Raw genomic sequence first — 18659 nt, forward strand, 5'->3', positions numbered from 1 at the left:
CGCACGGACGCCGCACTCACCCCGCCGCGAACGCCTGCAGCGCGCGCTCGTACCGTGCTGGGTCGTTGCGCGTTTCGTCCGTCACGAGCAGTGCATGGTCACCGATGCTGCGTGTGGCGTCTCCCTTGCACGGCACGACGATGATCGTGGTGAGGCCGGAACGCCAGGCAGGCACGAGCGCTTCCAGTGCCGTCCGCTCTCGGTCGCTCCGTTCACGCCGGACCTCAGCAATGATCTGGTGAAGCCACTCGCTGTATTCCGGTGTCAGTATGGCCTCGGGAAACTGATCCCGCCAGGTTGGCCCGATGAGTTCGGCGAGCAACAATGCACGCTCGTCCTCACCGAGTTGCTCGTTGAGGAAACGAGATATCGCGCGATCGCGAGGCGTTGCCTGGTGGACGAGTTGCGCCTCCCAAAGGGCGGGCCACACCGCGGCGAACTGCTCACGGTCAACGGCGACGGTGTGCTCGAGGGCCGCCGTGCCAGTTGACCGGCGCAGGGGCGGAGGATCCTCCCGTGATGTCGGCAACTCGTATCGTTCCCGCAACCAGAGCAATTGCAGCAGTTCGTCCGACGTGTTCTCGACCCGGATGACCATGTCAGGTGGCCATGGGTTGTTGGGATTTCGACTCGTGGAGAACATGGGCCGCCCCTCTCGACGATCGGCACGCTAGCAGGCGCAGTCGCGCCGACGGGCTGCATGGCGGAAACTGACCGCATGACCGATGCGAACGCTCCCTCGCCGCAGTCCTGGCGCGCAGTCATCGCGGCGCTCGCGAACGACGACCTCCGGACCGAGTACGCCCGCCTTGTGCTGCATGGGGAGCCTTCCAGCCCGAAGCGTGCGGACCAGCTCCTGCGCGCCGGACTCGCGGAATCGGACGGCAAACGAATCGTTCCAGCGAACGCGGCACTCAGGGCAATGCTCGCCAGCCGTGATCCATCCACGGAACGGCCGCAGCGTGGGCCGCAACGGTTCCTTCGGCCCGACGGTCGGATCGATCGCTACCCGGCGCAGTTCGACGACCGCGTTGCGCTCCTCCAATTCGTCGCAGAAGAGACGTTCGCGCCCGGCGAGCACCTCGACGAGCGCGAGCTCAACAACCGACTCCAACGGTTCGACGACGACGTCGCACTGCTCCGGCGGTATCTCATCGACTACGGCATCGCCCAGCGCGCGGCGAACGGCGCGGACTATCGGGTGCGGGCCGCCGAGGCGGCGGCGCCGTAACGGCCGAAGGGGCCCTCGCCGGCCCGACCCCGTGATACGTGCTCTTTTTCGTGGGGGCGGAGGTAGGCACAGTCATGGGTGATCCTTTCGCTTGCTTCGAGGTTGCCATTGCAGTACCCGCTGCCAGCGACAAGTCGGGGTCGTGCGGCACGTAACGCCCGTTACGCAAGGGAACCTCGACACGGGCACCGGCTCGAACTACGTCACCGCCTATATCACCGCATATGGGCCGCTCTACGACTGCGTGAGTTCGCCTCTCCTGGAAGAGGACGTGTACGTCTACTAGCCACAAGTGGGGTCGGGCAGGGGAGACCAACGATGCGTCTCCCCAGCGGGAGGAAAGCAGATGAAGTCAACACGTGGTCGCGGTCCTGATGACTTGACGCGCTATTTCCTTTTGCAGCCGCTGGATGTTGCGCGCAATGCAGCCGATCGTGTTACCGCAAAGGTCATTGAGAACGCGGGTACCGGTGAACTTCTCGATCGGCCGGGGCTCGAAGTCCTGCGCATAGCATTGAAAGCAGAGTTGCCCAAGCGTTCGAGTGGTGGTCTCCTAGATTTCGCGGGCGAGGTTGCTGGAACAGCACACGCTATCGCTACAGTGGAATGGCGGAATGCCGGACATAAACCGCGGGACGTGCCTGAGGTCGGCCCGTCGGCTTTGGCGGGCGCCGTTCTGGTCCACTTTCATGGTTCTCCTGATTCCGAAGCAGCTCGGATACTCGCGAACACGTGGCGGATGCACGCGACCATGTACGGCGGAACGATATTCCGGCCGCGGTTTCCGTCGAAGGATGAACTGCGGCGCTGGTCGGAGCTAGGGCGCGAGCACCAGCAAGCGCTCTACTCGTATTGGCAGGAGATGCAGCGCGCTTCGTAACCAAACCGGAAAGGAGCCCGCGACGACTCCGTTCCGGGTTCTTCCCCAGCCGAGGCTCAGGCCGTAGGACCCGCTGCCGGTTGACCTGAAGTCCGCGCACGCGCAATCGGCCGCGGCGGTCGCCGCTCCCACTCAAAGGCGAGCACAAGGAACGCCCGCCAGACCTCAGGGGGGTGGGCCTGACGGGCGCTCTCTGCGGACCGTGGTGGGTTCCGCCCACGCGCCTTGTCACCGATGCTGCAGGCCGGGTTCGAGTCCGGGGCTTTCGCGGCGACTACACCGCCAGCGTCGACGGGTCGGAGGCGCATCTCACCCTGGGCACGGAACCGAACGACGTGCGCCTGGTCGCGGCCGCGACGGCGTAAGGCGTCTCAGCCCTGGTCGTGCACCGTGATGCGATACCCATCGGGGTCCTCGAATGTGAACGTGCGACCGAACGGCCCGTCGATCGGTTCGGAGAGAATTGTGTGACCCGCAGACACGAGCGCGTCATGGATCGACTGCACATCAGAGGCCTTGAGCCAGATCGCCACCCCGAGGCCCGGCATCGGGATGGCATCGAGGTCGGTACCCGGGACGATCTCCCGCACCGCAAACGCAACGGGTTCGGTGTTGAACACGACCGCGTGCGGCGGCCCAGCGGGTGAGCGACGAAGACCGAGGAACGTTTCGTAGAAGTCCCGTGCACGGTCGAGATCGCGAACCTGGAGCGAGATGAAGTCTGGGCCGATGACGGGCATGGGATAAACCTCCAACTTTGAGTGTCAGTTATCTGACACGCGGAGTGTATGTCAGGATTCTGACATGGCGCAAGATGATAACGAGGGAGTGGATCTCCCGACGTCGATCGGGTACCTCCTGAAAGAAGCAGCGACGGCGCTCCGCACTGCGATGGAAGAGGTGCTTCGTCCGCTCGACATGACCGTGACCCACTACTCGTGCCTCGAACTCCTGGCGCAGCGACCAGGGATGTCCAATTCAGAACTCGCGCGCGGCGCCTTTGTGACGCGGCAAACCATGAACGTGTTGTTGCAAGCACTCGAACGCGGCGGTTTCGTCTCGCGAGCTGACACCCCGTCGACCGGTCGCATCCTTCCGACGGAACTCACCGGCCTTGGTCGCGAGCAGTTGCGACGGGCCTCCGCCCGAGTGAGGAGCGTGGAGCAGACAATGCTGTGCGCACTGAGCGCGACCGATCAGGACGCCGCACGCCGACTCCTGCGCGAGATGGTTCAGTCACTTCAGCGAGATGGCGAGCACTGCGCACAGGATCTCGACTCGGCGTGACACGTCGCCGCTCACCGGAGGCACACCTCCGGTGCGCGAAGATGGTCAGGTGATGGAGCAACCGCGCTGGCGAAAGATGTGGTCGACGATCCAGGTCGGGCTGCTGTCTGCTGCGGTGATTGCGAGCATCGTCGTGCTCACGGTCGGTGACCCAACGCTTCGACCGGTGTGCGGCGTCGCGCTGGTCTTCTTCGGGATCGCGTTGCTCGGGCATGTGACGTACCTGGTCATCACGGCGCGTGCGGAGCGACGCTAGTTCGCGGTCTCGGTCATGAATGCGGAAGCGCCGCAACGGAAATGACATCCGCCATCGTCGAGGTGACGTATTCGAGCGCCATGCGGTGTCGGTCCGGGGAGTGATCCGCGGTCGCGTCCGCGAGAACGAAGGCCTGCACATCGTTTGCGAGCGCGTCGAACGCGGTCGCGACGATCCCCGCGGAGGCGAACACGCCAGCGATCAGCAGCTGGTTCCGTTCGGTACGTCGAAGTTCGATAGCGAGGTCGGTGCCGGCAAACGCGCTGTAGGAGCGCTTGAGTACCCACCGCGCTTCAACGATGCCGATCAGTGACGCATCGGCCGCTTCGCCTGCGGTCGGCCCAAGACCCCAGAGCTCTCCCCCGAGGCCACGCTCGCTGAGAGTGCGCGCAGCCCTCGGGGCGGAGCAGAGAACGGGCACATCGAGCGCTTGCGCCCATGCAATGGCGGTGTGGACCTGGGTCAGGACTGACGCACGGACATTCGGAGCAAGCGTGTCGACGTAGTACGGCAGAAGATCATGAACCAGAAGAGCGCATCGCGCGGGTTGCAGCGTCCAGCCGCGGCCCACAATTCCGCCGCCGATCGACTCGAGTGCATAGTCGGTGGCTGTCGAATCGAAGGTCGTCATGCTTCATCCTGGCAGGTTGGCTACGGCGCATCGTTCTCACGCTGGCGCTCGATAGATTCGAGGCATGTTCTCCGGCCTGAGCGCGTTCCCGCTCACCCCGTTCCGCGACAGCCGCGTCGACTTCAGCGCATTCGGCGACATCGTCGATCGAGCTGCGGGAGCGGGCGTTGACTCGATCGGCGCGCTCGGGTCGACAGGGTCGTATCCCTACCTCACCGTGGACGAGCGGCGCCACGCGGCGTCCGTTGCCGTCGCCGCGGCGAACGGTGTCCCCGTCATAGTCGGCGTCGGCGCGTTGACGCTGCGCGATGTCCTCGCCAATGTCGAACATGCGCAGAATGCGGGCGCGTCGGCGGTGCTGCTCTCTGTGGTGACCTACCAGCCGCTCACCGACTCCGAGGTCATCGCGTTCATCGCCGATGTCGCTCGGGAGGCCTCCATCCCGGTCTGCCTGTACGACAACCCGCGCACGACACACGTCCACTTCACCGATTCGATGTACGCCGAGGTGGCAGCGATCCCCGGCATTCAGTCGATCAAGCTTCCGGGCGCCCCCGGCGATGCCTTCGCGGAGCGCCTCCGATCGCTGCGCGCCCTTGTCCCCGACACGGTGACCCTGGGCGTGAGCGGCGACGCGTTCGGGGCCGACGCGCTGCTGAACGGCGCGGATGTCTGGTACTCCGCGCTCGCGGGGACGCTGCCCGACGAACTCGTGGCGCTCGCCCGCGCCGCGCAATCCGGCGATCGCGACCGAACAGCCGCCCTCAACACCGCCCTCGAGCCGATTTGGACGCTGTTCGCCGACCACGGCAGCTATCGCGTCATCGCGCACATCGCGAGGCTCCTCGGTCTCACGGACGAGATCTCCCTTCCTCGTCCGGTCCTCCCCCTGCGCGACGACATCGTGGCCGCAATCGACGCCGCGATTCCCGATGCGGCGCGATGAACGCCGTACAGTCCGAGGCTTGCGTGCGAGGTGCGTACGACGCTGTGGCCGACACGTATGCAGACCACTTTCGGGGCACGGAGCCGGAACTGCCGATCGATATCGCGATGATCGCCTCGTTCGCGTCGCTCGTCCCTGTCCCGAAGCGCACCATCGACGCCGGGTGCGGCGCGGGTCGAATGCTCCCAGTCTTGGCCCGTCTTGGGTGCGACGTCGAGGGCTTCGATCTCTCTCCGGAAATGGTCCGGCGCGCGCGGCGCGACCATCCCGAGTTCCCTACCCGCGTCGGCTCTATCACGGCGTTTCCGAACGAGGACGCTTCGGTCGATGGGGTCTTCTGCTGGTACTCGACGATCCATACGCCGGACGCTGAACTCGCCACCGCGTTCCGTGAGGCGCACCGCGTCCTAGCGCCCAACGGCGTCCTGCTCATCGCGCTGCAGACGGGGACAGGAGTTGTCGACGTGTCCTCGAGCTACAAGCGTTTCGGGCACCAGATCGAGCTGCATCGATACAAGCGCAGTCCTGCGTTCATGGGCGACGTGCTGGTCACAGCGGGCTTCGCGTTGGAAAGCGAGTTCAGCAGACGCGCCGCCGAGCACGAACGAGACGGCCAGGCCATCCTCATCGCGCGGCGAGCGTCGTGACGAACCCGTGAAGACGATGCAGATACGCTCCCACGCGTGTTGAACGCGTCGGCCCACCTCGATCCCCCTCCACGACGACTCCTTGTCGGAGGACCATCCGGCGTTGGCAAGACAACATTCGCACGCCGCGTGGCGGCTGCGACCGGATTGCCACACACGGAGATCGACGCGCTCTTTCACGGTCCCGGTTGGACGGTGTTGCCGAACTTCGAGGAGTCCGTGATCAGGTTCACCGATGCTGCCGGCTGGGTGACCGAGTGGCAGTACACGCGGCAGCTCGGCGATCTTCTGCCGAGCCGAGCGGACACCCTCGTCTGGCTCGACTACCCCGCCCGCGTGCACATGTACCGGCTGATCATGCGAACCCTTCGTCGGCGCGTTCGCCATGTCGAACTCTGGAACGGCAACATCGAGCCCCCACTCCGCACCATCCTGTGGGATCCCGAGCACATCATCCGGTGGGGGTGGCGCGGTCGCCGGAAGCTGCGGGAGCGCGTCATTGCGGCTGAGCACGATCATCCCCACCTCCGCGTCATCCGGATCGGATCCCAGCGCGATGCAGATCGCTTTCTGAAAACGCTCTCTCCGATCCGGCCATAGTGGACGGTATGTCCACTTGGTTGATCACGGGATGCTCCACGGGCCTTGGCCGAGCATTCGCCGAAACCGCGCTCGAGCGCGGGCACAACGTCGTCGTCACCGCTCGGGACATCGGTTCCGTTCGGGACATCGCTGACGCATATCCCGAGCGCGCGCTCCCGCTCGCACTCGATGTCACCCGCGATGCGGATGTGTCAGCAGCGGTGCGCGCTGCAACCGAGCGGTTCGGCGGCGTCGATGTACTCGTCAACAATGCCGGTTACGGCTATCGCGCAGCCGTCGAGGAGGGCGAGGACGATGCCGTCCGGACGCTCTTCGAGACGCACGTCTTCGGGCCGATCCGGCTGATCAAGGCGGTGCTTCCTGGCATGCGTGGACGGGCCTCCGGAACGATCGTGAACGTGTCCTCGATCGGCGCGCGAATCTCTCCAGAGGGGTCCGGCTATTACGCAGCGGTGAAGGCCGCGCTGGAGGCGCTGACGCTCTCGCTCCGGAAAGAGATCCTGCCGCTCGGCCTCCGCGCGATCAGTGTCGAGCCCGGCGGATTCCGAACGGACTTCGCCGGCCGCTCACTGACGCAATCCGCGAAACCGATCGCTGCGTATGCGGCGACGGCGGGCCTCCGAAGGATCGAGGCGGGCACCGGGCACGGCACACAGCCGGGCGACCCCGTCAAGGCGGCAAGCGCCCTTGTCGATGTCGTCGACCGAGGCGACGGCCCCTTCATGCTCGTGCTCGGCAGTGACGCGGTGGACAGCTTCCGCACGGCGATTCGCGCACTCGGCGACGACATCGACGCGTGGGAGGAGATCAGCCGCTCCACCGACGTCGACTGAGCCGAAGGGGGCACCGCGCCGGTCCGGAGCGCGCCGTTGGCCCGCGCACGCGTGCGACGATGGGCAGGTGAACGCGACCGATTCGCCTGCCGCAGCTGCGCCTCCCGTCCTGCTGGTCGTGGACGTCACGGACTCCGGCCGGGACGACGACACCTTCGACCAGGAGGCCCGTGCCCTCACCGCGCGGATCCTCGCGGCCGCAACCGACGCGGGGTTCCGGACGGAACGGGTCGCCGCGGAGCAGGTGGGCGACGCTGGGCTCGCAGAGCGGCTTGCGCGGGCGGACGCTCTCCTCGTCACCGGGGGTGAGGATGTCGACCCGACCCTGTACGGCGGGGATCCGACGGAGCAGCACCTCGGGCAGACGTTTCCGACTGCCGACCGTGCTCAGATCACGGCCGTTCAGCATGCGGTCGAAGCCCTCGTGCCCGTGATCGGTATCTGCCGCGGCATGCAACTCGTGAACGTCGCGCTCGGGGGCACCCTGGTGCAGCATCTCACCGTTCCGGGACACGTGAACCACGACGATCCGGCGAACAGCATGGTCGATCACGCCGTCACGCTCGACCCGGACAGCGTGCTCGCTCAGCGCACCGGGTCGACAACGCTCACCGTACGGAGCTCACACCATCAGGCCGTGCGCGAGCCGGGAGCCGGCCTCCGGGTCGTGGCGCGCGCTGACGACGGAACCATCGAAGCGGTCGAGCACGAGTCCGCACCCGTGTGGTGCGTGCAATGGCACCCTGAAGACGAGGGCTCGCGCGGCACCGTGCTGGCCGACCTCCTCCGGCAGGCCGCGATCAGCGCGCGATCTCGCCGAGCAATTCCAGGTACTGGGGTCGGCACTTCATCGCATGGATGAGTTCCTCAGTTCCGTCATCCCACAGGAGGATGACGAGCTCGAGCAGCCTTCCCTTTGTGTCAAAGCCGAGACGCAAGAAGCGCCTCGGGTCTTCGTCGTCAAGCGGGACCGAGACGAGAGGCCAGCTTGCGGCCTCCGCTCCATCAAGAGCGCTGATCCTGTGCTTCTGAGCGGACCGTCGAACAATCACGCAGCGTGGGACCAGTCGGCGAGCGCTCGTCGAATGGCCTCCGAGCGGTTGAGGTGCTCTCGGTTCGCACGGGCCATCACGGCGGCTAGCTCATCGACCGTCAACCGCACGGGAACGACCTGCGATGGTCGAGCACCCCGGGCCGGTCGTCCGAGCCGGTTTCTGAGCGCAGCGACGTCGTAGCCTGCCTCTGCTTCATCGACCCACCGATCGACCTGGGATTCCGGAACTTCCTGTCCGTGAACGCGGCGATTCATGTGTTCAGTGTAATACGAAACGAGCGAACCGCACCCTCAGCGCGCGATCTCGCCGAGCACCTGCGCCCATGCGCCGGTCAGCGTCAGAAAGTCTTCCTCACTGATGAGGTCCTGAACACCGACGGCGAGCACTGCGGCGCGCACCGCTTCCTCAGCGCCGTCCTTCGCAAGCTCGTCGTCGTGGAGATGGCGAATGTCGCGCTTCGCTGCGCGGCCGGCGTCCTGGGCAGCCTCGATCTCGTCGACGCGGCCTGCGTTCCCTGCCGCGTCGAGCGCGTTCTGCCAGGCGGCGAGAAGCTGCTCGTTCGTCACCTCGGGAATCGTTGCACCCCCATTGATCCCGAGCGCGAAGTCGGGCTGCGAGAACACGATCTCCTCATCGGCCTTCCACAGTCGGCCGAGCGCCTCCACCTCGTCGGCGGTGAGCGTGCCGGCGCGGTCGATCATCGCTTGGAGGTGCTCCGGATAGGCCTTCGACATCGTGTTCCTTCCCCGTCGCTGCCGGTGCTGCGATCGAGACCCATCCTGGCATTCACTGCCGTGGGGCGGCGATGCGGCGGGCCGCTTCGACCACAAACGCGCGGCGGTGCGCGCGCTCGTCGAGATCGTCGGACGTCGCACCGGTGATCATCGACGCAAGCTGCGGCACGGTCTGCCACCAGGCTGCGAGGGCGATGAGCGCAAAGACAAGGTGACCGGGATCGACCGCCGGGTCGAGGACTCCCCCGCGCTGAGCGTCGGCGAACCGAGCGACTTTCTCCCGGTAATGCTCGAGGCGCGCTGCAGCGTCGGCCGGCGGCCCATCCTGGAGCCCCTCCCACTGCAATAGTCGCCCGAGTTCCGGATGCGTGGCGTGGTAGTCGAAGGTGGCGCCGGCGAACTCGCCGATGTCGTCAAGTCCTGCACCGGTCAGTTCGACGGCCGTTGCCATGCGGTCGAGTTCCGACGACAGCACGAGATCCCACAGCTTCCGCTTATCGCCGAAGTAGCTGTAGATGCGCTCCTTGTTCACCCCTGCACGCTCCGCGATCGCCGACACCGTCGTCCCGTCGAAGCCGCGGGCAGCGAACTCCGCGAGCGCAGCGTCGCGCAGACGGCGACGTGTTCCCTCGGTGTCCCAAGCCATGCCGGGAGGCTACCAACAGTTCGGTTGGTCTCCTGCCTTCCCAGCGCTACAATTCCAACCACGACGTTGGAGTTGGAGAAGGAGACACTATGACGCAAAGCACACGCCTGCCGGAGCCGCTGCGGGCGTTCGGCGGCAATCTCACGGCCCTCGTGACCGGCGCCTCGAGCGGCATCGGTCTCGCGACAGCCCGGCTCCTCGTCGAAGCCGATATCGACGTGTGGATCGGCGCGCGGAACCTCGAGCGAGCGGGGCAGGTCGCGCGGGAGCTCGGCGACCGTGCGCGGGCCGTGCGCATCGACGTGACGGACAGTGCGGCCATCGCTGCGGCCGCCGAGACCGTCGGCGCACTGGACATCCTCGTGAACAATGCCGGCATCAACCCAGGAGGCGAGGACATCCAGACGACGACGCTGGACCAGATGCGCCGCTCCTACGAGACGAACGTCTTCGGCCTCGTCGCCGTGACCCAGGCATTTCTGCCGGCCCTCGCGAGGTCGGCCCATCCGCGGATCGTCAACATCTCAAGCGGAACGGGCTCGTTGGGTTGGAACGGCGGCCCGAACCCGCAGTTCGACTGGCAGCGGGTTCGCGGCGGTGGGATCGCCTATCGAAGCGCAAAGACGGCCGTCAACGCCATCACCCTGATGACGGCGCAGGCGCTCGGCGAGCGATTCAAGGTGAATGCCTTGGCGCCCGGGCTTCGGCGAACGAACCTGATCCCCGGCATGACAGCAGGCGGCGATCCGACGGAGGCGGCGGCCGGCGTCCTTCGGCTCGCGCTTCTTCCCGACCACGGACCGACCGGCGGATTCTGGTCGTGGGACGGCACCTCGGTACCGTGGTGATGGCTCCTTACGCCGCCGCCCGATCGCGAGCCACACGTCGGACCAATTGCTCCTGGGCCGTACGGAGCGACGTGAAGTCGCCGATGTACCGTCCGAATGCGTCCATTGCGAAGAAGTGCCCCCCGTGCCGATCGATCATGCCTCCGAACGTGCCGCAGAAGTTGAGGAGCCAGAGCTCGCCGTCGGCATTCACCCATGACGTTTGCTCCACCCCGAGGCGGTTCGAGAGATCGTGAACCGGGGCCGGCAACGATCGGGCGGACTGGGAACGGTCGGTCTGAGTAAGCATCGATGTTGGTTCCTTCTCGGGACGATTCACGAACGCACGGCGTCCGGAGAGCCGGTAGCGTGTGCTATTCCAGGCTCACCAGAGCCGCCGGCGAGCCCTAGGGTCGAACGTCCTCGTTCGAATACCGTGATTCGCCGCCGCGCACCGAAGCGCTGAAGCTCCCTCGGAACACACGTCGACAGGTGACAATCCCTCCGACAAGGAGCGACAGGACCGACACGACGTAGCTCGCGTACAGCAGGCTCGCAACGAGCAGCAGCGCACCAGTGTCGGAGCCCCCCGTCGACGCCGAGAGCGCCTGATCCGCAACCGCGGCCACGCCCGCAAACGAGAGCACGATTCCGGCCAGTCCCAGGATGGTCCAGAGTCGGTCGGGCCGGTGCCATACAAGAGCGTGCGCGACGAGGACTACGCCGCCTGTTATCGCAGCCACAACAAGCTCGCCCGGCATGAGCAGGTCGAAGCGGGCTGGTCCGCGATTGCCGAACGAGATCAGCACAGCTGCAAACGGCGCAGCGATGGGGAGTCCGACGATGACGGTGCCCGTCACCACGAACAGGCGCTCAGGACCGCTCGATTGTGTTCGCAGCGCCACCTCCGGTGATGTCGGGTCGCTCGTCGCTGGACGCAGGACTGCGCGGCGTCGTCAACCCGTCCGCTCAATGAAGAGCATGTGTCGCATTCATGAGTCGGCTACAGGGGCGAAAGTCCGTCGTCGACCAGAGATGGGGGCGACTGCACCACTCGGCCGTGGCCACGCGATCCCGGTACAGTGCTCGGAGTCGGCCCCCTTCCCACGGAGATTTCGATGAGCGACACCACCTGCCACATGTCGATCTCCCTCGACGGATTCGTCGCAGGGCCCGACCAACGCATGGAACAACCCCTCGGAGAACGTGGCCACGAGTTGCACCGGTGGCACATGGGCGATTCGCGAGCGAACGAGGCGGACGCAACCGCTGCCTCCTGGCTGATGCGTCCCCGCGGCGCCTACGTGATGGGGCGGAACATGTTCGGGCCCATTCGCGGTGCATGGCACGGCGGCTGGCAGGGCTGGTGGGGCGCCGAGCCGCCCTATCACGCGCCCGTCTTCGTGCTGACGCATTTCGCCCACGACCCGATCGAGCTCGACGGCGGGACGACCTTCTTCTTCGTCACCGACGGCTTCGACGCGGCCTACGCGCAAGCGCTCGAGGCCGCCGACGGCATTGGTGTCGATATTGCCGGAGGCGCGTGGACCGTCCGTCAGGCACTGGCCGCGGGAGTGGTCGACGAACTCACGCTCGATATCGCTCCGGTGCTGCTCGGGTCAGGCGAGCGGATCTTCGAGCGCGGCACCGAATTCGAAATGGAGCCGGTGGAGGTGCTGCACTCACCGCTGGCGACACACATCCGCTACCGCAGGTCGTGACGCCGCGATCAGTCGTTTCCTGAGAAAGCCGCTCGGGGGGCGATCGGTAGCCTGCGAGCATGAGCGGAGAGCCCCGCTCCGGTCCGCGGACCCCGACGTCTGGGCCGGAAGCGACGAAGAACCAGCCCCTCAAAGCCCGCGTGGTGCGGATTCGTCGGCTCGCGACCCGGGTGCTCACTGGCTTCTTCGCGATCCCGCTCATCGTTCTGGCGTGCTTCGCAGCGCTCGCCGTGTTCTCGATCCTTGCCGACCAGCAGATCATCCCGACGGGCGGCGCGCGGAAGGTGCTCGACCACGTGATCGGCGCCCAAGCGGCGTCACCGACGCTGCAGGCGATCGCCTCCGGCGTCGTCACGGTAGCCTCCATCACGTTCTCCGTGCTCCTCCTCGCCGTCCAGCAGACCGCATCGAACCTCTCACCGGTCGTGTTCGACCAGTTCATTCGCCGGAAGGGCAACCAGTTCCTGCTCGGGTACTTCGTCGGCCTCGCGCTCTACGCCTACGTCGTCATGGCAGCCGTTGAACAGAAGAACCCGCCGATCGTCGGCGCGTTCCTCGCGACCGTGCTTACGTTGATCGCGCTGGCCCTCCTCCTCGTCCTCATCTACTCGACGGTCGACCAGATGCGTCCGGCGAACGTGCTCCGCGAGATCCATGACCGTGTTCTCAAGGCCCGCAAGTACGAAGCGGAACTCATCCGGCGCACACGACGCACGATCCAGTCGAAGGACAAGGTGCTCGCGACGTACACGGCCGACACGAACGGGTACATCACCGAGATTTCGCTTTCGGCACTCGCGCGCGCGTTGGAACGGATTCCGCGCGCGGAGATCCGGATGCACATCACGCTCGGGGACTACGTCGCCTTCGGGGACATCATCGCGACCGTCTGCGACGACGACGAGCAGGATGCTCGGGAACTCGAGAATGCGGTGCGAGCCGCGATCGTGATCGCATCCCAACGCAACCTGCAGCGCGACGCGACCACCGGAATCGACGAGCTCGGCAACATTGCGTGGAGCAGTACGTCGAGCGCCAAGCACAACCCGGAAGTCGCTCGGCAGGCGCTCAACGAGCTCCGCGACCTGGCCGCACGGTGGATGCGAGACCCGCGGGAGCCGACGGACCGCGCTGCCCGCACGGGCCGCACGGGCGCGAAGCGGGACTCGGAGGAGCCGTCGGATGACGGTGAGGACGAGCTGTCCATCGTCTACCCGGATAACGACCTGGACCGTATCTTCCAAACGATCTATTCGCTGTTCGTCGCGGCGCAGGAGTCGCGGCAGCACATGACCGCCGCGCGCGTCCTCGATGCCTACCAAGCGCTGCTGCGGGCCGCGCCCGACGAGCAGCGACGGCGCATCGCGCACGACCTCGACGCCGCAGAGTCGATCCTCGATCGGATCCCGGAGACGCCCATGCTCCACGATGCCCGCGAAGGCGCGCGCGCTGCAGAACGTGGACAGCGGTGACCGGCAGCGCAGGCTAGGGTCGCACCCCTTCGGCTGGTTCCTCCATCGCGCTGCCGGCGGCGCGGAGCTCGTCGATGAGTTCCGGTCGGGCACGCATGTACTCGGTTCCGGATCGCGCGCCCCAGATGTATAGACCGGCGGCGATCACGGCGAGCACCACCGAGTCCCACGGTGACGGGATGAGCGCGAGGCCGCCGAAGCTTCCGATCGCGGACATGCCGTAGACGACAAGCAGGTAGGCGACGAGCCAGAGTCCGCCGACGAGCTCGCCGACGCCGTGCCGTTGCACCGCGTAGGTCACGGCATACCAGATCAACCCGACCACGACGATCGGGACGGTCAGGAGGAGTTCGTTCCACGGAACCCAGTAGATGACAAGCGCGCTCACGATGAACGCGAACGGTGCGATTACGGTCATGCCCGGAATACGCGCGCGAGCCGTCGTGAGCCCGGACCTGCGGAACGCGATCAGCGACACCGACCCGATCGAGAACGTGAACGCGATCAGCGTGCCCGTCACGCCGATGATCTGATGCCAGCTCGGAAGGGGCAGGAGGAACAGGATGCCGACGATGAAATTCGTGATCAGGGCACGCCGCGGCACACCGGAGCCGGGGTGCACCTTCGCGAACCACGCGGGGAAGAACCGGTTTTTCGCGAGCCCGAACATGTTCCGGGCGTTCGACGCGGTGAAGACGATGCCCGAGCCCGACGGCGAGATCATGGAGTCCGCGATGAGCACCCAGTACAGCCACGTCATCCCGATCAGCATCGCGAGCTGCGCGAACGGCGAATTGAAGTTGATGCCGCTCCATCCATGTCCGAGCAGATGCTGCGGGACACCGAAGATGAACGCGGTCTGCAGCAGCAGGTAGAGCACGATGGCAGCCAGGATCGTCGTGATGAGCGATGCGGGGATGTTGCGGTGCGGGTTCTTGACCTCGCCAGACAGCTCCACGATGTTGCGGAACCCCGTGTAGGCGAACACCATGCCGGCCGTGGCGATCGTGCCGAGGGCTGCTCCGATGCCGTAGGGCGCGAATCCGCCGCCCGCGCTGAAGTTGCCCGCACCACCCGCGCCTCCCGCGCCCGTGAACCCGCTCGCAAGCAGCATGACGACGGTGAGGATCGGGATACACACCTTCACGGCGGTCACGATGTTGTTGCTCCGCGCGAAGAACTGCACGCCGAAATAGTTGACGACGACGAACACCGCCATCAGCCCGATCGCACAGAGGATCCCGAACCCCGTGAGCTGCTTGTGCGCGAACAGACCCGGAATGTACGAACTCGCGTACTGCACGACGCCAGAGGCCTCGGTCGGCGGGTTCGCGACGTACGTCACCCACATGCTCCACCCGACGATGCTCGCCGCGAACCGGCCGTTGGAGTACAGCGGGTAGCGAACGAGGCCACCGGATTCGGGCCGCACCATGCCGAGCTCGGCGAAGACGAGCGCGACAGCAAGCATCACCGCTCCTCCGATGACCCAGGCGATGAGGGCTGCCGGTCCTGCGGTCTGCGCCGCATACATCGCCGAGAAGAGCCACCCGGATCCGATGACCGACCCGATGCCGGTCGCGACGAGCGACCAGTATCCGAGGCGTTGTCGAAGGTGGCTGTCCTCGGTCGCGATGGTGTCGGTGCTCACCGGGGTCGTCCTCGTCCGCGTGGTGCTCATGAGTCAGTCGTACGCTCACACTCGCGCTCGCGTCGCCATCGACCCGCAGGCCCGGTCCGGCGGAACGGCGTTCCGACTACCACCCGACCTGTGTCAGCACCTCGTGCGCAACCGCGCTCGCGTCATCGTCGCCGACGGTGACGACGTGATCGGCCTGCAGCTCCCGGTTGAGAATCTCGTCGAGTTCGGCGCTCCGCTCGAGGTGCCAGTCACGGGCCGCACCGGCCTCGTGGCGCGTGATCAGGCGCTTCCGCACCAGGTCGATCGGAACGCGCAATCGGCACACGACGAGGGGCACGCCGACCGCCTCGGCAACCGCCGCAACTCCGACGGGCCCTTCGACCACGCCGGCGAGAACGAGCGTCGTCGCGCCCGCGGCGATCCCGTTCGCGGCGACGGCCGCGAGATTCGCGCGTCCGAGTGCTTCGCGAAACGGATCGCCCGGTGGCGCCGGCCACATCCGCGCCAACTCGTCCAGGTCGACGACCATGTGCGGGACTCCCCGGAGCCGGAGCGCCTCCCCCACGGCATGCGCGGTCGTCGTCTTCCCAGACCCCACCGTTCCGGTCAGGAGCAGGCACCGCCCCGCACTCGTGCCCGGAGACGACCCCATGCCGGCACTGTACGGGCTCGGGGTCCCGAACGGGATGGGAGCCTCGCTGGTATTCCGTGCGCCCGTCGAGCAGGATGACAACGATGTCCACGTTCCTGACCGTCCCGGAGGAGTTCGCCGCCCGGACGATCCGACGGGAGGGCCCTGCTGGCGCTGAGTGGATCGCAACGCTCCCGACGACGGCGCGGACGATCGCCCGTCGTTGGGGTCTGACCGTCGAGTCGGCGGCGATGGCCGGGACGACCGCGCTTGTCTGGTTGGTGCAACAACGAGGTCGCCCAGCTGCGCTGAAGATCGGTTGGCCGGACCTCGAGTCACGAGACGAAGCCGCCGCGCTCCGCGCGTGGGACGGTGATGGCGCCGTCCGCGTGCTCGATGTCGACGCGAAGCACCACGCGCTCCTGTTGGAGCGCCTTGATCCGAGGCCGACGCTGCTCGACATGCCGATCGACACCGCCGTCGAGACGATGGTGAGGGTGCTCCATCGCCTGCACACGGCGTCCGCAGCCCTTGATCGCCCCCGAGCGCTCGCCGGGTTCATGCCGGTGCTCGCGCAGATGGACGCGTCCGACGGCGCCGGAGCCTCCGACGCCGGTCTTCTCGGTGCGCGCGTGGCCGCCGAGGCCGTGATGGCTCGGCGCCCGAGCGTGCTCCTGCACGGCGACTTCCACTACGAAAACGTGCTGAGCGGCGAACGTGGATGGACCGCCATCGATCCGAAACCGGCGCTCGGAGCCCCCGAGTGGGACTACCTGCCCCTGCTTCGCAACCGGTTCGACGCGTACGGCGCGCCCGGCGTGCACGGCGTGCGCGATGTCCACGCATCGATCCGACGACGCCTCCGCATGATCGTCACCCTCGACGACGGTGATGCCGAAGCGGCAACCGTCCTCTGCCACTACCGGGCACGGCTCAACATCGCGTTCGCACGGCACGTCGGGGATGCGAGCTTCCTTGCGGTGGCGACGGCGCTCGCCGAGGCGACTGCCGAACCGGGCGAAGCTAGCGCCAGCGTCAGCGCCGGTCGGCGTCGACCAGCTGATCCTCGAGGTTGAACACCTCGGGCAGGATGCGCGCCGTCTGATCCGCCCGTCCGCTCGCCCCGTCGAACAGGCGCAGCATCTCTTCCTCCCATGCTGCGGCGACCTCGCTCGCGGCGAGCGCAGCATCCGCTGCTTCGACCGAGTCGGTCTCGTAGTACCCGATCAGGAGGCCATCGTCATCGAGGAACAGCGAGTAGTTCCGTCGCCCGGCCGAGGCGATGGCTCGCAGCATCGCTGGCCACACGGCGGCGTGCCGTTCGCGGTAGCGCTCCATGTGCTCGGGCGCCACCTGCATCCGAAAGCAGACACGGGTCATCGTTCGACCTCCACACGCGCTCCGGTGCTGGCCCGCAGGATCACGCGACCCTGCACGGGAAGGGTGACGGCCGCCTCCGGTTCGGAGCCCCCCGGCGCGGACGCCCCCGCTTCGGATACTCCTGACTCGGTGGACGCGGGATCCAGGTCCGGCTCGTCCTCATCGGCGAATGCCCGCGCGCTCACGTCGTCTCCCTGCGCGGACATGGCGACGTCGAGCGCGAGCGCCCCGATCGCCTCGAGCGGCAGGTGCACGGTCGTGAGCGGCGGGTAGACGTCCTGCAGCATGGCGATGTCGTCGTATCCCGCAACGGCGATGTCGGCTCCCGGTTCGAGACCCCGCTCGCGCATCGCTGCCATGGCACCGACGGCCATCACGTCCGTTGCCGCGAAGACGCATCCGCTCTGGAGGCCGTGGTCGAGCAGCGACACCATCCCCCGATAGCCGCCATCACGGGTGAACTCGCCGTGCACGATGCGCTCCGCGGGGATCGCGACGCCCGCTTCGGCCGCGCCTGCGACGAATCCTGCGGTCCGCTCCACCGGCGTGGCGAGGTCGGGCCTGCCGGCGAGGATGGCGAAATCGCGGTGACCCACCTCGACGAGCGCACGCGCCAGCGCATGCGCGCCGCCGCGGTTGTCGATGGGCACGGAACGAACACCGGCGCCGATCGGCCCGTGCGAGGCGGTTCCGAGCGCGGTCACGCCGGCACCGGCACGCACGAGCTCGTCGAGCGCGTCATCGATGTCGCGCTCCGTTGGCGAGGCGGCGGGCAGCGCACGGGATCCGGCGAGGATCACGGCGCGTGGGCGCTGGCCGAGGAGTGTCCGGAGCGCGGCGGCGATCCGCACCGGGTCGCCACCGGTCGCCGTCATCGTGACTACGAGCCCGAAGTCGTCGGCGGCTTTGATCACTCCGGCCGCAATGGACGCGAAGTACGGGTCTGCGATGTCGCCGATCACGAGTGCCACCGTTGTGGATGTGCCGCGCGCGATCGCCTGGGCCGCAGTGTTCGGGGCGTATCGCAGTTCCTGCGCCGCCTCGAGGACGCGCGCCTCGAGATCGGCACGCACCCGCCGTGCACTGCCGTTGATCGCTCGCGAGGCGGTCGCAAGCGACACCCCGGCGTGTCGGGCGACGTCCGCGAGCGTCACGGTCGTTCTCTCGGTCATAGGAGCACTCCTCACGTGGGCTCGACCCCATTGGTATCCCGGTCCGCGTCGATCAGCAAGAGGGC

The 18659-nt window shown here is 66.9% G+C and carries 26 protein-coding genes; 14 read left to right on the plus strand and 12 right to left on the minus strand.

The window, feature by feature from the left end; genetic code table 11:
• Positions 1–16 precede the first annotated feature (16 nt).
• The gene (locus CAM01S_RS10430) at positions 17–643 is read right to left on the minus strand and encodes a hypothetical protein (RefSeq protein ID WP_157071513.1); all 627 of its coding nucleotides are present in this window, start codon (positions 641–643) and stop codon (positions 17–19) included.
• A 75-nt stretch (positions 644–718) separates the two neighbouring features.
• Between CAM01S_RS10430 and CAM01S_RS10435 the strand changes: the two genes are divergently transcribed.
• The 3 genes from CAM01S_RS10435 (at position 719) to CAM01S_RS14690 (ending at position 2111) form a co-directional block, all read left to right on the plus strand.
• Positions 719–1231 carry a DUF2087 domain-containing protein gene (locus CAM01S_RS10435; RefSeq protein ID WP_066520786.1) on the plus strand — a complete coding sequence of 171 codons (513 nt, stop codon included), beginning with the start codon at positions 719–721 and terminating at the stop codon, positions 1229–1231.
• Positions 1232–1373: 142 nt separating this feature from the next.
• Positions 1374–1517: a hypothetical protein gene (locus tag CAM01S_RS14685; protein ID WP_157071515.1), complete on the plus strand. Its 144-nt coding sequence runs from the start codon at positions 1374–1376 to the stop codon at positions 1515–1517.
• 60 nt (positions 1518–1577) lie between these two features.
• Positions 1578–2111 (plus strand): hypothetical protein, encoded by a 534-nt coding sequence (locus CAM01S_RS14690; protein ID WP_157071516.1) that lies wholly within the window; start codon positions 1578–1580, stop codon positions 2109–2111.
• 371 nt (positions 2112–2482) lie between these two features.
• Here the strand turns inward: CAM01S_RS14690 and CAM01S_RS10445 are convergent, their stop codons facing one another.
• On the minus strand, positions 2483–2851 hold the full coding sequence (locus tag CAM01S_RS10445) for a VOC family protein (protein WP_066520796.1): 369 nt from the start codon (positions 2849–2851) through the stop codon (positions 2483–2485).
• Between the two features lie 64 nt (positions 2852–2915).
• On the opposite strand from CAM01S_RS10445, the gene CAM01S_RS10450 reads away from it, so the two are divergent.
• Positions 2916–3398 carry a MarR family winged helix-turn-helix transcriptional regulator gene (locus tag CAM01S_RS10450; protein WP_066520798.1) on the plus strand — a complete coding sequence of 161 codons (483 nt, stop codon included), beginning with the start codon at positions 2916–2918 and terminating at the stop codon, positions 3396–3398.
• A gap of 52 nt (positions 3399–3450) precedes the next feature.
• Positions 3451–3654, plus strand: a complete 204-nt coding sequence (locus CAM01S_RS10455; RefSeq protein ID WP_157071517.1) for a hypothetical protein — start codon at positions 3451–3453, stop codon at positions 3652–3654.
• A gap of 13 nt (positions 3655–3667) precedes the next feature.
• On the opposite strand, the gene CAM01S_RS10460 is transcribed toward CAM01S_RS10455, so the two are convergent.
• Entirely contained in the window at positions 3668–4285 is a 618-nt protein-coding gene (locus CAM01S_RS10460; RefSeq protein ID WP_066520808.1) for an isochorismatase family protein, read from the minus strand.
• Positions 4286–4349: 64 nt separating this feature from the next.
• Here CAM01S_RS10460 and CAM01S_RS10465 point away from each other — a divergent pair, with 64 nt between their 5' ends.
• The 5 genes from CAM01S_RS10465 to CAM01S_RS10485 all read left to right on the plus strand — a co-directional run bounded on the left by CAM01S_RS10465 (position 4350) and on the right by CAM01S_RS10485 (position 8176).
• Entirely contained in the window at positions 4350–5231 is an 882-nt protein-coding gene (locus tag CAM01S_RS10465) for a dihydrodipicolinate synthase family protein (protein WP_066520810.1), read from the plus strand.
• Positions 5232–5254: 23 nt separating this feature from the next.
• Positions 5255–5878 (plus strand): class I SAM-dependent methyltransferase, encoded by a 624-nt coding sequence (locus tag CAM01S_RS10470; protein ID WP_245631608.1) that lies wholly within the window; start codon positions 5255–5257, stop codon positions 5876–5878.
• 129 nt (positions 5879–6007) lie between these two features.
• A complete protein-coding gene (locus CAM01S_RS10475; RefSeq protein ID WP_306306290.1) occupies positions 6008–6478 on the plus strand; it encodes a P-loop NTPase family protein in 471 nt (156 codons plus the stop codon).
• A gap of 8 nt (positions 6479–6486) precedes the next feature.
• Positions 6487–7314, plus strand: coding sequence for an oxidoreductase (locus CAM01S_RS10480; protein ID WP_066521249.1), 828 nt, complete (start codon positions 6487–6489; stop codon positions 7312–7314).
• 67 nt (positions 7315–7381) lie between these two features.
• Positions 7382–8176 (plus strand): gamma-glutamyl-gamma-aminobutyrate hydrolase family protein, encoded by a 795-nt coding sequence (locus tag CAM01S_RS10485; protein ID WP_066520819.1) that lies wholly within the window; start codon positions 7382–7384, stop codon positions 8174–8176.
• Positions 8177–8362: 186 nt separating this feature from the next.
• Here the strand turns inward: CAM01S_RS10485 and CAM01S_RS10490 are convergent, their stop codons facing one another.
• Genes CAM01S_RS10490 through CAM01S_RS10500 form a run of 3 tightly spaced genes read right to left on the minus strand, consistent with a single transcriptional unit; the run spans position 8363 to position 9749 of the window.
• Positions 8363–8623, minus strand: coding sequence for a ribbon-helix-helix protein, CopG family (locus CAM01S_RS10490; RefSeq protein ID WP_066520821.1), 261 nt, complete (start codon positions 8621–8623; stop codon positions 8363–8365).
• A 36-nt stretch (positions 8624–8659) separates the two neighbouring features.
• Complete coding sequence (locus CAM01S_RS10495; RefSeq protein WP_066520827.1) at positions 8660–9103, minus strand: hypothetical protein; 444 nt, start codon at positions 9101–9103, stop codon at positions 8660–8662.
• Between the two features lie 52 nt (positions 9104–9155).
• Positions 9156–9749, minus strand: coding sequence for a TetR/AcrR family transcriptional regulator (locus CAM01S_RS10500; protein ID WP_066520833.1), 594 nt, complete (start codon positions 9747–9749; stop codon positions 9156–9158).
• Between the two features lie 89 nt (positions 9750–9838).
• Here CAM01S_RS10500 and CAM01S_RS10505 point away from each other — a divergent pair, with 89 nt between their 5' ends.
• Entirely contained in the window at positions 9839–10597 is a 759-nt protein-coding gene (locus tag CAM01S_RS10505; protein WP_066520836.1) for an SDR family NAD(P)-dependent oxidoreductase, read from the plus strand.
• Positions 10598–10604: 7 nt separating this feature from the next.
• Here CAM01S_RS10505 and CAM01S_RS10510 read toward each other — a convergent pair whose 3' ends face one another.
• Both CAM01S_RS10510 and CAM01S_RS10515 read right to left on the minus strand, forming a co-directional pair.
• Complete coding sequence (locus tag CAM01S_RS10510; RefSeq protein ID WP_066520839.1) at positions 10605–10886, minus strand: hypothetical protein; 282 nt, start codon at positions 10884–10886, stop codon at positions 10605–10607.
• A 97-nt stretch (positions 10887–10983) separates the two neighbouring features.
• A complete protein-coding gene (locus tag CAM01S_RS10515) occupies positions 10984–11439 on the minus strand; it encodes a hypothetical protein (RefSeq protein WP_157071518.1) in 456 nt (151 codons plus the stop codon).
• Between the two features lie 255 nt (positions 11440–11694).
• On the opposite strand from CAM01S_RS10515, the gene CAM01S_RS10520 reads away from it, so the two are divergent.
• Both CAM01S_RS10520 and CAM01S_RS10525 read left to right on the plus strand, forming a co-directional pair.
• Positions 11695–12297, plus strand: coding sequence for a dihydrofolate reductase family protein (locus CAM01S_RS10520; protein ID WP_066520845.1), 603 nt, complete (start codon positions 11695–11697; stop codon positions 12295–12297).
• Between the two features lie 59 nt (positions 12298–12356).
• The gene (locus tag CAM01S_RS10525) at positions 12357–13769 is read left to right on the plus strand and encodes a DUF2254 family protein (RefSeq protein WP_083527937.1); all 1413 of its coding nucleotides are present in this window, start codon (positions 12357–12359) and stop codon (positions 13767–13769) included.
• Between the two features lie 13 nt (positions 13770–13782).
• Here CAM01S_RS10525 and CAM01S_RS10530 read toward each other — a convergent pair whose 3' ends face one another.
• A complete protein-coding gene (locus CAM01S_RS10530) occupies positions 13783–15450 on the minus strand; it encodes an APC family permease (RefSeq protein WP_066520850.1) in 1668 nt (555 codons plus the stop codon).
• A 76-nt stretch (positions 15451–15526) separates the two neighbouring features.
• Positions 15527–16063, minus strand: coding sequence for an ATP-binding protein (locus CAM01S_RS10535; protein WP_066520853.1), 537 nt, complete (start codon positions 16061–16063; stop codon positions 15527–15529).
• An 83-nt stretch (positions 16064–16146) separates the two neighbouring features.
• On the opposite strand from CAM01S_RS10535, the gene CAM01S_RS10540 reads away from it, so the two are divergent.
• Positions 16147–17118: an aminoglycoside phosphotransferase family protein gene (locus CAM01S_RS10540; RefSeq protein ID WP_066520855.1), complete on the plus strand. Its 972-nt coding sequence runs from the start codon at positions 16147–16149 to the stop codon at positions 17116–17118.
• On the opposite strand, the gene CAM01S_RS10545 is transcribed toward CAM01S_RS10540, so the two are convergent.
• Both CAM01S_RS10545 and CAM01S_RS10550 read right to left on the minus strand, forming a co-directional pair.
• Positions 17078–17422, minus strand: a complete 345-nt coding sequence (locus CAM01S_RS10545; RefSeq protein WP_066520857.1) for an L-rhamnose mutarotase — start codon at positions 17420–17422, stop codon at positions 17078–17080. The genes CAM01S_RS10540 and CAM01S_RS10545 overlap by 41 nt on opposite strands.
• A complete protein-coding gene (locus CAM01S_RS10550; protein ID WP_083527940.1) occupies positions 17419–18594 on the minus strand; it encodes a LacI family DNA-binding transcriptional regulator in 1176 nt (391 codons plus the stop codon). Before CAM01S_RS10550 ends, CAM01S_RS10545 begins: the two co-directional genes overlap by 4 nt.
• Between the last annotated feature and the right edge of the window lie 65 nt (positions 18595–18659).

Source organism: Curtobacterium ammoniigenes NBRC 101786 (assembly GCF_001571045.1).
Lineage (GTDB): Bacteria > Actinomycetota > Actinomycetes > Actinomycetales > Microbacteriaceae > Curtobacterium > Curtobacterium ammoniigenes.